Here is a 15,540-nt window from a genome sequence, read left to right on the forward strand (position 1 = left end):
CATTTATAGGTGCGGTGTTTGGAGAAATAGGGTTCAAGTTGAGCCCATTATTGATCGGTTAAATCAGTATCATATGCTTTTCGTGCCATATCTTTAGTTTAACATTTTTTATGAATACAGGTTCTTAGTCCTGTCCAATACAGAACTAAGTCCTTTCAATAATGAGTTGTCCAACTTTTTGGGGTCAGTACATTGCCGCAAGTTTTTTCTTTTTTCTTACTGAAAATCGTCCATTCTGCTAATACTGATTTTAATTCAAAATCTGAATATAGAATTATGGTTCGAGTCTCCTTATCCTAGTAAATCGTCCAGATTTACACCTTGTACTTAAATGGTTTCAGATTTATATTTTTATTGAGTATAAGCGATAATATTTTTTCCTATCGAATAAAGCATTTTTCCTTTTTATCATACAAGGTTCTGACTTAAATCTAATCGTGATTACATAACATCCTGTACTATGATTTCCTCAGTTAATAATCTTCTCACTCTTAGCTTCTAGGGAAACGTTTAAAAACCATAGTAATCAAAGAATGAGTAGACTAATTTAAGAAAAGTAACGCTATCACAGATCGTCTCTTTAGGTTTGGCATATAGGGGTAATCTTCGCTGATTTCTTAGAATAAACCACTCTCATAACAATCTCATTTTTAGTAAGAGTAAATAAAGATAGGCTGTTTAGTTTAATTTTTATAATTTTAACATAATGAGTGATGACAAAAACAGCTGCCTTTTTCCCCTTTGAAATGAAGAACAGGACCGCTGTTTAAGCTTTATTATTTCATTGTCCACTTGGACAGAACAGTTCTAAAATCTGCCATTAAGTACTGCATCTTAATCTTACAGAGTGCCATCCCATTCAGCATAAAACTCATTTAAAAATGTTTCCATAAAGCTATGCCGCTTTTCTGCCAGAGATTTAGCTGTGGCAGTATTCATCGAATCCTTTAAGAGCAATAATTTTTCGTAAAAATGAGCAATAGCTGTGGATTCCTGTTGACGGTACTCCTCTAAGGTCATTTCTGTGCGAATCTTAGTGCCAGGTACATGGATTAAATTTCCCTTACTACCTGCATAAGCCATCGTTCGTGAAATACCAATAGCACCAATGGCATCTAGACGATCTGCATCTTGAACAATTTGCCCCTCCAGAGACAAAACCTTATCTTTATTCAATCCAGCTTTAAAAGACATATTAAGAATAATGTCCAGTACAGAAGATTTTTCGCTTTCTGAAACATCTTTATCAGATAACCAATCAGACACTCTCTTTACACCAAGAGAATCAGATTCATTCAATTTATCATCAGCGATATCATGCAACATTGCTGCTAATTCACAAATAAAAAGATTCGCATTCTCTTCACGGGCAATCCTAAGAGCTAAATTTCTAACACGATCAATATGCCACCAGTCATGTCCAGAAGAATCGTCACCTAATATTGATTTGACAAATACCTCTGCCTCCCGAATGATAGTTTCTTGAGTCATCGACAAACACCTTAGTAGGAACGTTTCCCAAAAATATCATCAGGAATATCATGAAAACCTTTGCCTTCTTCAAAATTTTGAAATTTTCCTTGAAGAAAACGATAGGCATCTAAACGACTCTCATAACGAATAACAGCGTCCTTAGCTCGCTCATCATTATCTTCTTCCCACACCTGCTGACTAGCCTTCATAGCACCCTCATTTATGACAATTTGAGTATCAACCCAGTCCCTAAAATCCTTTAAAAATTGTTCTTCTTTAGACATAAACTACTCCCAAAAAACTTAAACTAATAGCATTATTATAACATGAATCATCTACAAATCATAAAAATTCTAAATCTATAAAAATAGATAGTCCAACCTGATTAATCAGAAAAATAATCTTCAATAGATTAAAAAACAGCTCTTCAGTTATAAACAAAAGTAAACATTAGACTCGTTTAAAAGCAAAAACTAAATTTCCGAACCATAATCTGTAGACCACTGGTTTTTAAGTTGATTATTTCAAGAACTCTATAGAAGTGAAAATCTTCTTATTTCTTATTTGTGTTACTATTATCTTAATATTTCTATTATAAGTTACTTTTAAATTTTTATTGAATATTTCAAGCGTACATCCTATCTTTCAGACAGTTTTAATACTCGAAGAAAATCAAAATCTGACTAGAAAAAGTGTCGTAGCTAGAACTAGAGTTCATCAAGGTAAACTTGACAATATCAGATTTTGATTTTCTTCGAGTATTAAAACCTTTTTAAAAGACAAGGAGAAGATTATTAATGCTCTTGAGCTGCCTTATTCAAACGCAAAATTAGAGGCTACTAACAACCTTATCAAAGTCATTAAGCGAAATGCCTTTGGTTTCAGAAACTTTGAAAACTTTAAAAAACGGATTCTCATTGCACTAAACATTAAAAAAGAGAAGACCAAACTGGTCCTCTCTAGAATATAGCTGACATCAACCCACTACAGTTGACAAAGAGTCAAGAAAAGAAGTACCTAGAAAGATACCCCCAATCTATTATTCTGCCACCACCGAGTGCTTGGCAGTTAAAATATGTAGCAATAAGTAACAAAAATTGCATGAAATCAAGAATTTGTCACTCAATTTATAATAGCTAATTTGAGAAAGTTGACCATATGTTGACCAAATAGGCTATTTTCAAGCTCCCCTTTTTGTAAATTAGGGGAGTTTTTTAATACCTAAATTCCAAAATTTTATAGTTGCCATCAACTTTTTTAAGTTTGTAAAAACGACTAGAATCTGTTCCATTATTATCAATTACAACATTAAAGCTAATGGTGTTGCCATCTTCTTTAATATTAGAAAATGATTTCGTTGACACATTTTTATAAGGTTCAGGTGCATCCATATACCAGCCTAAAGTCTCTTGATACGCTGAATTATCAGTAGAAACATATAAGTCAGCCATATGGTCTTTTTTGGTACTAATCGTTTCATTAACAGCATTTCGAAAATTTATCATGAAGTTTTCTAATTCAACTTCAATCCCTGTGAAATCATTATTTGAACTCTTTGTAGTATTCACACTAGCGTCACTTTCACGATAATAAAAACTAGCATAAATTTCTTGCATTACCAAAACTCTATCTTTTGAAGTATCGTCTTCATTAGCAATATAAGCACCTTCTAAATCCATAGTTGTGGTACCTGCTGGGTATATTATATAGTAAAAAGGCGAACCAATTTCAGGAGTCATCAAAAACTTGAGAGTATTATCTTCCAACTCAGAAGTTACCCTAACATCACTACCTGATTTAAACTCATTTAATTTTTTAGAAAAATCAAGTGTTTCTTGTCCATTAGACCACTGCCCTTCAATAGTTGAATAATCTTCTAATTGAGTAGCAATTAAATCAATGCCGTTCTTCTTAACTTTATCAGCTTGATTGTCGCTGTCTTTATAAAATAGAATCTCTTTTAAAACTTCTGGATTGGTCGTTTCATTACTTGCATTACTTCGATTTAAAAGTAATCTTTCCTTACTTTTATCACCAATCAAAAATTTTCCAGCATTATTATCCTTCGGCATATAAAGAATATCTGTAAAACCAGTTAAATCTAACTCATATTTATAAGATAATACACCTTTGTCATATTCTTGCCCTGTTAATTGAAAAGCATTTCCCTTAATATGTCCATCACTGTTTGTTGATGATTTAAAATGTAAAGCACCATCAGCATCTACTTGCAAAGTAGAACCCGCTTCATTTTTCCACTTTCCATATAATTCAGGATAATCAGATGTAACTTCAGTAGGTGCATTGCTGCTGGTTTTAGATTTTTCCTGCTTTTTAGAAGATGTTGTTGACGTTTTGGTTTGCTTTTTAGCACTACTCGTACTTGCAGGGGTAGACTTAGCTTCTTTAACTGTGTTTGATTGACATGCACTTAATAGTAATGCTGAACAAATCATTGTAATTCCTAAAACTTTTTTCACAACCTTTTTCCTATCTTCCATTTACTGCATAAACATAAGCGATGTAATTGGCAAAATCACCAACTTGTTTTCTATTTTCTGAACTAACATCAAACCATTCTGGGGATAAACCATAATCAAGTTCAAGTAATTTTGAAACCATCTTCAAATCAGTAATAACACGATTATGAACAGTTGTACGGTGACTGTCAGTTGTTTGACGTTCTTCCTTTGAAATCAAGTACCAATTTGATCGGATTGTAGTGTACTCATTGGCGCTTTTAACAAAATTTTTCCAATACTCATCAAAATCAGAATCATTAGTCGGTGCACACGCAAGTAATTCATCATACAACTTTTGACAAGCTTCAAAATCTAAAGCATCTATTTCTTTCGTAAAATCATTATATGTAAGCATTTTAATTTTCTCCTTAACTCATTATACCTAAAATTCAAAAAATATTAAATATCTAATAAAACCTTCCTGCCAAATTGACAAGAAGATTCATAGTTTATTTCTTATTCATTTCTTTTTTGACTTCATCAACGGCTGACTTTGCTATTCGTTGAGTTACTTTGGCTGCTGATTTCGCAATTTTTGTCCCTTTTTGAGTTAGTTCTACCATTTTTTCTTTATCAAAATCAACAGTAGAATTACCAGCTGATACATTTCGGCCTAAAAAACTAAAGACTGCAATGAAACCAGATGCTAAGAGACAGACATAGGCACCAAGTCCTAAACTAGCTCCCATATCAAAAGCATCATTGTTGGCAATAACATCCCCTACTACAAATACAAAGATAAGGGCAGAAGTACCAAGGATTATCCAATTCTTTTTCTGGGTCAATGCTGATTGTGGATTGCCCCAAAAGAGACAAACTAAAATGATAATATACCCCAAACCAAAGAAATAGCCATCTTGGAAGGTATCATTAACAGCATTTAGACTATATTCTTGAAATGTTATCCAAGGCATTAATACAGAAATAAGACCTAAAACTGAAGCAATTGCAATATATAAACGTTTTTTTGACATAATTCCTAAAATTCTCTCCTAAAAAATCTAGTGAGTTTCCCCACTAGATATAATCCTTAATTGTGGCGTTTTTTAAGACTTACTAATCCAAGTCCTGTGATTGCCATACCAACAAGCATCGCCATGACAGATTCATTTGAACCTGTTTCAGGTAAAATTTCAGTTTTAGCAACACGTGAATAAGTTTTCTTATCGTCTGTTTTGCTTGCTACCATTTCAACAGCTGCCTTAGCGTTTGCTTTGCCATATGAAACTGCTGTAACTGGTGATTTACGGTAACCATTTGATTGCATTTGAGCTTTAGCATCTTTAGCTGGATTGACAGAACCGTTATCATCAATAGGTTTTATTTCAGGAGAAACTTTATCGTCAATAGGTTTCACTTCAGGAGAAACCTTATCATCAACAGGTTTCACTTCAGGAGAAACTTTATTGTCAACAGGTTTTACTTCAGAAACGTCATCTGATTTATTGTCATCCGTTTTCGGAGTTTCTGGTTGTTCATCATCTTTTGGTGCATCAATGTTTTGATCCATTTTATCTGACAAGGCTAAAAGGGCATCGTAACGTGCTTTTACCAAATGGTAAGCTTCTTCAGCTTCAGCATGTTCCTTGCGAAGAGCATCCAGTTTTTCAATCGCATTTGATACGCCAAACTCTGCTGAGTTGATGTTCATCCTGATATTCCAACGACGTTCTTTTAAGTCTTCCAATTGACCTTCTGGGTTTTGTAAGGCTTTCAAAGCGTCTTGGGCTTTAATGAGTGCTGATTTAACGTCTTCTACAGCTTTTACTGTTTCAGCTACAGCCGCTTCTTTACGTGATAATTCTGCCTTAGCGGTTTCTAAGTCCGCTTTAGCGTCTACTGTTTCTTGTTTAGCAGCCTCATATTTAGTTTGTTTTTCAGCAAGAACGGCCTTAGCATCAGCTAGAGCTTGTGCGTGGTCTTCTGATTTAGGAGCTTCTTCTAGAGCTTTCGTTGCGGCTGTCAATTCAGCACGAGCTTCTGCTAATTCAGTTTCAGCCTTGCGAACAGCCTCAGCAAGACTTGCTTTATGCTCTTTGAGTGCTGATTTCGCAGCGTTAAGTGCTGACTCGTCAACGTCAGTTGCGGCATCTGTCACGTAAACGAAAGTGATTTTTGGTAAGAAGACTGTTTCTTTACCGTTGATCGTGCTATACCATTCGCCGTTCGCATCTTTAATTTCTTTGTAGTTGTATTTGCGACTAAGTGCTAGTTGAGGAATAAAGTCTGGGTTGATTATACCTTCAGCATCGGCTTCAGGGGTATTGTCCATGGTAGCATAGTAGTCACCACCTTGTACTCCATTTACAGCCACTCCAAGTCCTTGGTGTGAAAATAAGATTGCACGACGGTGTCCGAGACTGGAAGATACGTTGTATGAATCATCGTACCAACCAGCTACTAAATAGTAAGCCAATTCTTGGTTTGATAATGAATTCATGCGACTACTGTAGGAAATGTTTTCAGATGATGCGTCAATTGAGAGTTCTGTGTCATGACTCATTTTACCGTTACGGCGCATTTCATCTGCACGAGCTACTGCGTATTGAATAGCTTTGTCAGTTGTTTCGACACGTTCAGTAATACCGTTTAAGTCACGAAGCTTGTTCATGTAATAAACAGCCCATTTAGTTAACTCATTAGCGTCTGGTGTGAATGCAATGCGCCCGGTGGTGGCATATTCTTCTTTTTGCGCCGCTGTCAACTCAATAGATACTGTTTCGGCGCCAGAGTACTTTACAGGTGACGAATTCTTAGTTTCTGCGTTACCACGTTCAATAATATCACCAACAGCGCGTTCTGCAATAGCTTTCTTACCTGTTTTGGCAGCTTCAACTTTTTCAGTTTCAGTATTGACGACAGCTTCCAATTCAGTTGTTTTAGCCTCACCCTCAGTTGTTACTTTCGTCAAGTTATCGCTAGCGATGTCTACATCTTCTTTAGCGGTCTCAACGCGCTTTTCTAGTGCAACACGTGGGTCTTCGTTGTTTTCAAGTGTTGCTACAGCGTCTTGAGCAACTTCAACGGCTTCTTTAGCGGTTGCTTCATCAGCTTCAGCGTCTGCGACAACTGATTCAGCCAATTCAACCGCTTCTTTGGCAGGAGCTACTTCAGCCTCAATAGTTACTTGTTTTTCTTCAGCAACTTTAACATCTTGTTCAGCGTCTTCTACAACAGATTCAGCCGCTGCGATGTTTTCAGGTGTTACTTGCGTTGCAGTATCTTCAAGAGCTTTAATAGCTTCGTTCGTTTGGTCGTATGCTGCTTTTTCGTAATCATAGAGGTCTTGAGCCTCTTTGAGAGTATTTTCAGCTTCAGTAACAGCCATAGCCGTTTCATCTACTTTTTGAGCAGCTGCATCAACTTGTGGTTTGAGTGTTTCAACCGTTTCTGTGGTTACTGTATTTTCAGCATTAAGAACAGGTTGTGTGGGTTGCGTTGTTTCTTCTGCGTTAACAGTAGCGCCAGTGCCAGCAACAGCGGCAAGAACCGCAGCGGAAGCGAGTAGTTTGTGTTTGTTCAAGTTAATAATCCTCCATTAATATTCCAAAAAAATTTTGACAAATTCATTCTATCACATTTCGGTTCGTTTTAACATACTTTTTAATAAAAAAAGTTAGTTTCATTTACCTTTTTATCACTTATTAAAGCTTGTATGATAGGGAAAAAGGGGAATGATATGACTCAAGAAAACTCATTGCAGCATTATATTTCATTAAGAGTTCGACAATTACGGTTAGAAAAAGGTATTAGTCAAGAAAAATTATCTGAAATGGCTGACCTTAGCACCAAATACATTCACAACATTGAGAACCAGCACTACAATCTAAAAATCCAATCCTTAGAAAAAATCATGTCAGCGCTTGAAGTAACACCTAAAGAGTTCTTTAACTTCTCAAGCTTTGACACCGAAAATCTGTTAACACTAACAGATCAATTAAGTTCGTTGCCATTAGACGTTCAAGAGCAACTGACAAAAGCCTTCATTACCATTGTCAAACAATACGACAAAAAATGAGCTTATATAATAGTAGAGAAAATCACCTAAGCTAATGTTGCCTAGGTGATTTTTCCATTGTTTTGGATTAAATTATTCATCTTCCTGAAGTGATGTATCCAAGAATCTATCATTCTTAAAGACCTGATAAAGTTCTTGCTGACTAATTCCACTAAGTTGTTCCTGACTTTCAACAAGGTGTTCAATATAGTGATGACCAGATTCTGCGATTTTTGCTATCGGTTGATAGATGTCATTAAGGTCTATATAAATAGCATCTTCATCGGTTGATGCATCAATATCATCTGAGAAATCATCAACATCAAAAATAACATTGTCGTCTTGATAAATTGATTGAGTACCACTTAATGACCATTGTAGATGTTCATGACTTTGTTCAAGAATTTCCTTTATTAATAGATATGTTCTTTTGCCTTTACTTGTTTGAGACAATTCAGAAAACATCTTATATAGGTTATCTTCAAAAAAATCCTTCAATTTATCATTTAATCTTGTAGTGTATTTAGTAACGAAAAAATGAGCATGTTCAAGCATAAATCTATTTTTATATAAAATGTATAGTCTCGCGATAGCCAAGTCACGAGACTTTTTTAATGCTTTCTTATCAAAATAGGGACTAGCTAACTGTTCACTTAATTGATTGAAATATTCTTTATCTAAGTCACTATAAGCCCTAGCCCTAGCATAGGGAAGGTAATCTAACAGACAGTCATTCACTACATCTGGTGCTGATTCATCTAGGTATTCCATGCCTTTATAAAATAGGTAGAAAAAGTAAGATTCCCTCGTTTCCTTGTCTCCCCAAATTAAAGAAAAGACATTTTCAAATCCTAGACTCTCAACGATATCATCTGCGATATTAGGTGTTAACAAGTAAGGGTTTTTACGTTGATGAATTCGATTATTTAAAACATATGAGACAAGTTGTTCGCCATTAGGTGAATCTGAAATATCTAATCGAGTTAATTTGAGAAATTCTTTACGTTTCTTCACACGTTCACTAATCATCAGGTATATCATTCCAAGTACTTCGTTTAGTATAGTATCCATTTTTTTGTCAAAATCCTTCTCTTTAGTTCGTGGGTGCATAATATGTGTTTATCTAACATTATACCATCATTTCGCACCTACGTGAATTCCTTTAATATAGAGTCATAACATAATTAGTCCTTACTGATGGCCATCAAATGGACGGATTGAAACAAGTGACGAAAAGGCGATAAAGGTCTTTTCTTGCCACGAATTGTTTCGCCGTTTATTTGGTGACCCCATTTTTCGGCCTACTATTCTGGATCACTACCTTCTTTCCGTTCATGACAAAGGACGGAAAGAAGGTCCCTTATGGGTAAAGTTACAGATAGACGTGAACAAATGATTGAAGCTGCTGCAGCCAATAAAGATTGGGATACAGTGGAACGACTCTTAGACCAAGAACTTAATAATGCTGAACGACGTGACAGATACCATCATAAAAGAAGTCTTGAATTCAATATTTCTAAAAATGGTAGACGTACCGAATTACATGACGTTGTTAAAGATAAGGCTAAAAATCCTGAAGAAGCTTTGATAACGAATGAGCTAGACATTGCAATAGAAGATGCTAAGAAACGGCTTTCTCCTATTGACCGCCAAATTTTTGAATTGAAGGTTGAAGAAGATAAATCCTATAGTGCTATTGCTAGAATCGTCGGTATGAGTGATAAAACAGTCAAATCGCACTACTTTAAAGCTATAAGTACCTTAAGATTTTTGCTTGCCGATTATCAATAACAGCTGTTTTATCACTATTCAGCAAAAAAAAATGACAAAAAGTCAAAAAAATTCCGAATTCAATGCTCCAATTCTCCTATAGACAAAGGGGCAATTCAAAAAAATCTCATCAATTATCAAAAAAAATTACGAGTTTTAGCTTGTAATTCTCCTATAGATAAGAAAGGAATGTAACACACTTGTCCAGCTCATGACGATAAACCGAGCAAATCCCTATAAGCCATACTTGATACTTGGCATCAGTATCATTTGGTTATCAAGCATATCTTCCTGCTATACGCTCAACTACTCGGAAGACTTTAGGGTAGTTTCTATTTGAAAGGAGCCTATTATGGCATTAAAAAAATTACGACAATTCCAAGTGTTCGATACTGAAGGATTCTTGAAAGACAAGGATATACGTATCATTGCAGATGAACCTTGGGTTGAATACGATGGCGACGGCAAAATAAAAGGACAACTTGGCGTCAAAGCAAAATGTGTCATCGCTGTCGATAATACCGATTATGGTGACAATGTCGACCCAGATTTAAACGGCGGTGAACAACTTGTCATCAAGGTAACCAAGCCCTTACCAAATTATAAGAAGTTTGCAAGTATTGCCATTAATAATCCAGCTGCAACTGTATATGGCGACTACGGCAATCAACTTAGTATTACTGCTGAATCTATTGCACTAAAAACAACCAAATAGAAAGGAATGACAAACAGTCAAGTAGTCTGATGCCCCTACTTGAGTTGGTTTGTCAGTAATAACATGATACCCATTCAACCTAACATACGATTACCAACTATCCAAGCTTCTATTAAAATTAAATATAATTTTCGATTTATAAAACTCTAGAAAGGTTATCTTATGGCAAAAAAATTTAATAAACACCAACAAGAAAAAGAAGCTAAGCATAGCTTAAAGCAAAAGCTTCGACTTCAAAACAAAGAACGCGATGCTGAGAAAGCGACCGTTCCATCTGATTCTGCTAATTTTTATGACAAGCTAATGGAACATACCGCACGAAAAGACCCTATTATGCGAAAAATCACTAACTGGAAACCAGCAGACCCTAACGACCCTACTGAACCCTATTACAGAAAACTAAGTGACGATGACTTATATCGCGACATCCATCATCTCCCAAAAGATGCGGACGTCAGTCATCGTACTAGCATATTTGATAATGATGACATCACCCCTAAAAAACCTTTTTTTACAACTATTTCTGATAAAGAACTAGATAAAATAATGAATGGTGATGATACCATCACTACGATGAACAATAAGGAAGGATTATCTAACGATGAAAATTATAACGACTGATAAACGTCGTTGGGATGGCCTAGTAAGCATTTTGCTAGGCTGTTTCCTAGCGGCAATATTACTATTCATACTATTTGGCTTAACAAACTTCAAACCACTCCTTATCGGTGGTCTTGCTCTATTATTTCTAAAGTCTTACTTAATATTAAAATTATGGTGTAAATTCTATCGTAACTACCATGTTAAAGCATTTGGTTTACAAAAAGCTTACTCCTTATGGCGACAAGTAGCTTATCTAAAAAAAGAACTCATTGCCGCTCAAGTTTTTGTGAAAAAAGGATACTATGCTGGAAAAACATTGGTAGAATTACCGAAAATCGACTTTTATTGTAAAGATGGTATCTGGTATCTACGCGTCGAAAATCGTATCAGCTTACAAGAAAAACTAGAAAAACTAGATTTATCAGCAGCACTCTCTGGTTTTGTAGTTGAGCAACATCGCATGATTCCAACACAGAATGCTTACATTTATGAGCTAGATGATAAGTCTATTAATCGACGGTTTCAACTGAATAGTTTAGATGATGTTAAACAATTATTAGAACAACAAGACAGTCCGACAGCAATACCTATTGATAAACGCCTCACACTTCCAGCCTTTTGTAATGGACTTATCGTTGGAGCGACGCGGTCAGGTAAAAGCTACAGTCTTTACTGGCTCATCATGAACTATCTCCTTAAATACGGACATTACAATGAAAAAGATAACAGTCTAGCTAATCTCTTCATCATTGACCCAAAACGAAGTTCAATTAGTCAACTAGGTAAGGATATAGGACATGTAGCTGTTTCTATTGATGAATCAAGACAGCTTCTAAAAGATTACCTGACTGCAATGGAAGAACGGGAAAAAACCATGAGTCCTATGCAGAAGCAAGGACTTGATAAAGATTATAAGTTTTTTGGAATGACTCCTTATCTCCTAGTCATTGATGAATACGCATCGTTTGCCAGTTCTCTAAAAAATCGACCCAAGGCAGAACGCGATGATATCAATGCCATGATTGATGCTTTAGTGCTAAAAGGCTCACAACTTGGTTTCTTTGTTATTATCGCCATGCAAAAAAGTGATGCAACTCTGTTACCGACTCATGTCAGAAACAGCTTACTTTTTAAGGTCGTTATGGGAAATGCTCAAGCAACCACTTATACAACCGCATTCGAGCGTACAGATGTCCCTAAGAGACAATTTGAATTAGGCGAAGGTGTCTATACGTTAGATGGATATGTACAAGACCCAAAAGTACTTGCCATACCACATCTCGATTTTGATTTGTATAAAGACGGCTTTGACAGGATTTTTAAACAGATTCAGTCGAAAGATTAAACCATTTTAAGCTACATAGGTTGATAAAAAAGGCAGGGAGCTTCTTAAAGGGATGGTTAACAATTGGTTCAGGCATGTTGTATTATCTGTTGCTTTCTCCCGCGAAGCGGGGAAAGCAACACCCGAGACTGGGTATGGTAAATACCCAGTCTCGACCACCCCCAAAATAAAAGCTTCAAGCCTTATCCTATCTAGCATTTTAAGCTTTAAAACAGTTACTAACGAAAGGACAAAAGATGACAGTTTCCGTTGATATTGACCAATTTACCCTAGTATTGCAATCTACAGTTAATGTTACTGTTGAAGATTGGTTTGATACTGCTGTTGAAATATCTAGGGAATTCCTAGAAAAATCACATTTAGACTTTTTTTATCCTATCATCAATTTTACAAAAGATGGGCTTCCAGCAGGCTATACACACGGCTTCATTGTGGAAAATGTTCCGTTTTACCTGTCCGTTGCCTTTCACGAGTATTACAAAAATATGGGCGTGATTGTCAAATTTTCGGCATTTTCGTGGTCGGATTATCGTAAATGCTATGAAGAACAGTTTAATGAACCCATCCAATTAAATACCTTTTTAAATATGATTATATCTACAAAATATCACGCAAGATTATCACGGGTAGATTTGTGTTGTGACTTTATCAATGAAGGCATCAGCATACCCAAATTAAAACGCTCTATTGAGCAAGGAAGGACTGAAATACGCTATGGCAAAAGAATTACTCGCAAAAGTTATTAAGGATAATAAAGAAAAACCATATCCTAAAAATCCATCAAAAATAAATGATATCTCAAAGCAGTTTGAAGCCGAGACTATCTATATAGGGACAAGAACAAAAGGCTCTAAAGCCTTGGTTCGTATTTACGATAAGAAAAAGGAACAAAAAAAATGAAGCATAACCTAAGTAAAGCCAAAGCTGTAGACGATTGGACACGTTTTGAAGTGGAATACAAAGGGCATTATGCCCATGAACTAACGAAGGCCATACGACAATGTAAAACAGATAATGAGTTAAAAAATCTTATTTTATCATCCATTTTGGATAAGTATATGTTCTTTCATGTAAATTCTAACAGACCCCATCGGATTACACGGCTAATGATTAATTTATTAGATGACAAAAAATTTGAATTTTCACCCCAAAATCCTAGAGATGATACCGTGAAACGTTCAATTGACTATATGAAGAAGGGATCGGGATTGTATCCCCTTCTTTATAAAGTGAATCAGGTATGGGGGGATGGTTCCGACAGTGAACTTATTCAGTATCTCTTTTTCGATTATAAGAAGGAATTTTTACCCAATAAAGACCATGAAGCTTGGGTAACCAAATATAAAAATTACCTACAGCGCTTCCCCGTTCCATGGGAAGATGACTAAATGTTGAAAGGATTTCCTATGACCCAAAAAATTACTGTTGATTTAACAAATATCGCTATCACACTTCCAGAAACGAAGGTATTAGTTGATAAAGATGATTACGAACAATTAAAAGAAAAAGCGTCAGAAGGGCAATATATGACCCTTACAGACGTTTTAAAGCTCCTTAGCGTCTCAAGACCTTGGTTCCTTGATAAAGTGTTGTATAACCCAGATATACGCTCTCAGATTGATATTGAATTAAATGATAATGGCTTTGTAAAATACCCTGATAATCAAGGGGGACGCTATTATTTTTTAGCCAGTAAAACAAGGCATTATTTTGAGCAACATTTTAAAGACATCTTTTGTTAAATATGGTAAGATAGCCAAGACAAATTCTTGGTTATCGTGTTATAGGAAAGGATAACCAATGGCAATATCATACAGACAACGTGGAAAGAAGAAATTATGGGATTATAGAATTATTGACAAAGATAAAAAAGTCGTTGCCAGTAACTCTGGTTTTAAGACAAAGCGCGAAGCTCAGAAAGAAGCTATTGATATCGAGCTGAAGCTAATTCAAGGTAAAGTTATTGATAAATACGTTACTCTATATCAATTATGGGAAAGATGGCACGAATTAATGATACTTCCGCAAAAGAAGAGTGAAGGCACTTTGCTCAAACACTTCTACCGTGGAAAAAGGATTAAAGATTACTTTGGTGACAAACCAGCATCTGAGATTAAACCAAGTGATTATCAAGCTTTTATTAATCACTATGCCCAAGAAATAAGTAAAGATAGTGTCAGTCGACTAAATAGTGAGATTAAATCGGTAATCACGTTTGCTAAAAGAGATAAACTGAATATTGATGACTTCACATTAGGTGCTATCATTACAGGATTAAACAACAGTAAGAAAGTTTCTGATAAATACATTGCTAGTACAGCAGATTATAAGAAACTACTATATGAACTTGAAAGAAAAGTAGACTATGACAAATCCGTCACCGACTACTTTATATACATTCAAATGAAAACAGGGTTTCGATTCGGTGAAGTTGCTGGACTAACTTGGGATTGTATCTTGTGGGATGATTTAGAAATAAAAACATATCGAAGATATGATACCAAAAAATCAAAATGGACAAAAGCTAAAACAGAAACTTCAATTCGAACGGTACCTATTGACAAACAAACAATTGAAATTCTTAAAAAGTTAAAACGGGAACAAGAAGTTTATTTTAAACGTTACAAAATGTCAAACGAAGAAAATTTATTATTTATAGATTTCTTTACAGGGGTTCCAACCAGTCAAGGCATCAATCGCTCCTTACGTCAAACAATGGAAGATATCAATATAAAACCCAAAAATTTAAGCTCAACTGGGTTAAGACATACCTATGCCAGTATGATGCTATCACAAGATATAGACATCTGGGCAATAGCTAAAATCATGGGGCATAAAGACATTAAACAAATTACTGAAACATACGGACATTTGATAAAAGAAAAGGAAGAAAATGAAAACACCAAAGTCCGCGAGTTTCTAGGGAAAAGGTAAAGTTTGGTGACCAAATGGTGACCAAAAAACAAAAAAACGTTGATATATCAACGTTTTTAGTTAAATATTATGCCACCACCGAGAATTGAACTCGGAACTGAGCATTACCATTGCTCTATTATACCATTTAACTATAGCGGCAAAATACTAACAAAACAGGTTAGTTAATCTAACCTGTATA

17 protein-coding genes, 1 tRNA gene and 1 pseudogene are annotated in these 15,540 nt (G+C 35.4%); 11 read left to right on the forward strand and 8 right to left on the reverse strand.

Translation table 11 applies throughout. The features are described 5' to 3' along the window. Positions 1-840 precede the first annotated feature (840 nt). A complete protein-coding gene (locus ACMZ6U_RS05210; protein WP_416106868.1) occupies positions 841-1,491 on the reverse strand; it encodes an HD domain-containing protein in 651 nt (216 codons plus the stop codon). A gap of 11 nt (positions 1,492-1,502) precedes the next feature. Next, positions 1,503-1,757 (reverse strand): DUF1912 family protein, encoded by a 255-nt coding sequence (locus ACMZ6U_RS05215; protein ID WP_416106870.1) that lies wholly within the window; start codon positions 1,755-1,757, stop codon positions 1,503-1,505. Positions 1,758-2,221: 464 nt separating this feature from the next. Here ACMZ6U_RS05215 and ACMZ6U_RS05220 point away from each other — a divergent pair. After that, positions 2,222-2,443 (forward strand): annotated as a pseudogene (locus tag ACMZ6U_RS05220) (transposase); the annotation flags it as partial. Between the two features lie 244 nt (positions 2,444-2,687). Here the strand turns inward: ACMZ6U_RS05220 and ACMZ6U_RS05225 are convergent. The 4 genes from ACMZ6U_RS05225 to ACMZ6U_RS05240 all read right to left on the reverse strand — a co-directional run bounded on the left by ACMZ6U_RS05225 (position 2,688) and on the right by ACMZ6U_RS05240 (position 7,518). After that, a complete protein-coding gene (locus ACMZ6U_RS05225; protein ID WP_416106872.1) occupies positions 2,688-3,953 on the reverse strand; it encodes a hypothetical protein in 1,266 nt (421 codons plus the stop codon). 10 nt (positions 3,954-3,963) lie between these two features. Then, positions 3,964-4,350, reverse strand: a complete 387-nt coding sequence (locus tag ACMZ6U_RS05230; RefSeq protein ID WP_416106874.1) for a hypothetical protein — start codon at positions 4,348-4,350, stop codon at positions 3,964-3,966. 94 nt (positions 4,351-4,444) lie between these two features. After that, positions 4,445-4,969 carry a hypothetical protein gene (locus ACMZ6U_RS05235; protein ID WP_416106876.1) on the reverse strand — a complete coding sequence of 175 codons (525 nt, stop codon included), beginning with the start codon at positions 4,967-4,969 and terminating at the stop codon, positions 4,445-4,447. Positions 4,970-5,025: 56 nt separating this feature from the next. Then, complete coding sequence (locus ACMZ6U_RS05240; protein WP_416106878.1) at positions 5,026-7,518, reverse strand: LPXTG cell wall anchor domain-containing protein; 2,493 nt, start codon at positions 7,516-7,518, stop codon at positions 5,026-5,028. 156 nt (positions 7,519-7,674) lie between these two features. Between ACMZ6U_RS05240 and ACMZ6U_RS05245 the strand changes: the two genes are divergently transcribed. After that, positions 7,675-8,013, forward strand: coding sequence for a helix-turn-helix domain-containing protein (locus ACMZ6U_RS05245; RefSeq protein WP_018380159.1), 339 nt, complete (start codon positions 7,675-7,677; stop codon positions 8,011-8,013). Positions 8,014-8,085: 72 nt separating this feature from the next. Here ACMZ6U_RS05245 and ACMZ6U_RS05250 read toward each other — a convergent pair whose 3' ends face one another. Further along, the gene (locus tag ACMZ6U_RS05250; RefSeq protein ID WP_416106879.1) at positions 8,086-9,063 is read right to left on the reverse strand and encodes a hypothetical protein; all 978 of its coding nucleotides are present in this window, start codon (positions 9,061-9,063) and stop codon (positions 8,086-8,088) included. A 291-nt stretch (positions 9,064-9,354) separates the two neighbouring features. On the opposite strand from ACMZ6U_RS05250, the gene ACMZ6U_RS05255 reads away from it, so the two are divergent. The 9 genes from ACMZ6U_RS05255 to ACMZ6U_RS05295 all read left to right on the forward strand — a co-directional run bounded on the left by ACMZ6U_RS05255 (position 9,355) and on the right by ACMZ6U_RS05295 (position 15,359). Further along, on the forward strand, positions 9,355-9,783 hold the full coding sequence (locus ACMZ6U_RS05255; RefSeq protein ID WP_341932439.1) for a sigma-70 family RNA polymerase sigma factor: 429 nt from the start codon (positions 9,355-9,357) through the stop codon (positions 9,781-9,783). A 331-nt stretch (positions 9,784-10,114) separates the two neighbouring features. Then, positions 10,115-10,477, forward strand: a complete 363-nt coding sequence (locus tag ACMZ6U_RS05260) for a hypothetical protein (protein ID WP_416106882.1) — start codon at positions 10,115-10,117, stop codon at positions 10,475-10,477. Positions 10,478-10,639: 162 nt separating this feature from the next. Then, on the forward strand, positions 10,640-11,098 hold the full coding sequence (locus ACMZ6U_RS05265) for a hypothetical protein (protein WP_341932441.1): 459 nt from the start codon (positions 10,640-10,642) through the stop codon (positions 11,096-11,098). Beyond that, on the forward strand, positions 11,079-12,425 hold the full coding sequence (locus ACMZ6U_RS05270) for an FtsK/SpoIIIE domain-containing protein (RefSeq protein WP_416106884.1): 1,347 nt from the start codon (positions 11,079-11,081) through the stop codon (positions 12,423-12,425). Before ACMZ6U_RS05265 ends, ACMZ6U_RS05270 begins: the two co-directional genes overlap by 20 nt. A gap of 236 nt (positions 12,426-12,661) precedes the next feature. Next, positions 12,662-13,171, forward strand: a complete 510-nt coding sequence (locus tag ACMZ6U_RS05275) for a hypothetical protein (protein WP_170237726.1) — start codon at positions 12,662-12,664, stop codon at positions 13,169-13,171. Next, a complete protein-coding gene (locus tag ACMZ6U_RS05280; RefSeq protein ID WP_170237725.1) occupies positions 13,140-13,325 on the forward strand; it encodes a hypothetical protein in 186 nt (61 codons plus the stop codon). The genes ACMZ6U_RS05275 and ACMZ6U_RS05280 overlap by 32 nt, the downstream gene beginning before the upstream one ends. Continuing rightward, the gene (locus ACMZ6U_RS05285; RefSeq protein ID WP_416106886.1) at positions 13,322-13,813 is read left to right on the forward strand and encodes a hypothetical protein; all 492 of its coding nucleotides are present in this window, start codon (positions 13,322-13,324) and stop codon (positions 13,811-13,813) included. Before ACMZ6U_RS05280 ends, ACMZ6U_RS05285 begins: the two co-directional genes overlap by 4 nt. Positions 13,814-13,831: 18 nt before the next feature. Then, the gene (locus tag ACMZ6U_RS05290; protein ID WP_018380165.1) at positions 13,832-14,167 is read left to right on the forward strand and encodes a DUF771 domain-containing protein; all 336 of its coding nucleotides are present in this window, start codon (positions 13,832-13,834) and stop codon (positions 14,165-14,167) included. A 58-nt stretch (positions 14,168-14,225) separates the two neighbouring features. After that, the gene (locus tag ACMZ6U_RS05295; protein WP_416106888.1) at positions 14,226-15,359 is read left to right on the forward strand and encodes a tyrosine-type recombinase/integrase; all 1,134 of its coding nucleotides are present in this window, start codon (positions 14,226-14,228) and stop codon (positions 15,357-15,359) included. 70 nt (positions 15,360-15,429) lie between these two features. On the opposite strand, the gene ACMZ6U_RS05300 is transcribed toward ACMZ6U_RS05295, so the two are convergent. Further along, positions 15,430-15,500: transfer RNA gene (locus ACMZ6U_RS05300), tRNA-Thr, on the reverse strand. Between the last annotated feature and the right edge of the window lie 40 nt (positions 15,501-15,540).

Origin of the sequence: Streptococcus pluranimalium, assembly GCF_047785745.1 — a bacterium.
GTDB classification, from domain to species: Bacteria; Bacillota; Bacilli; order Lactobacillales; family Streptococcaceae; genus Streptococcus; species Streptococcus pluranimalium_B.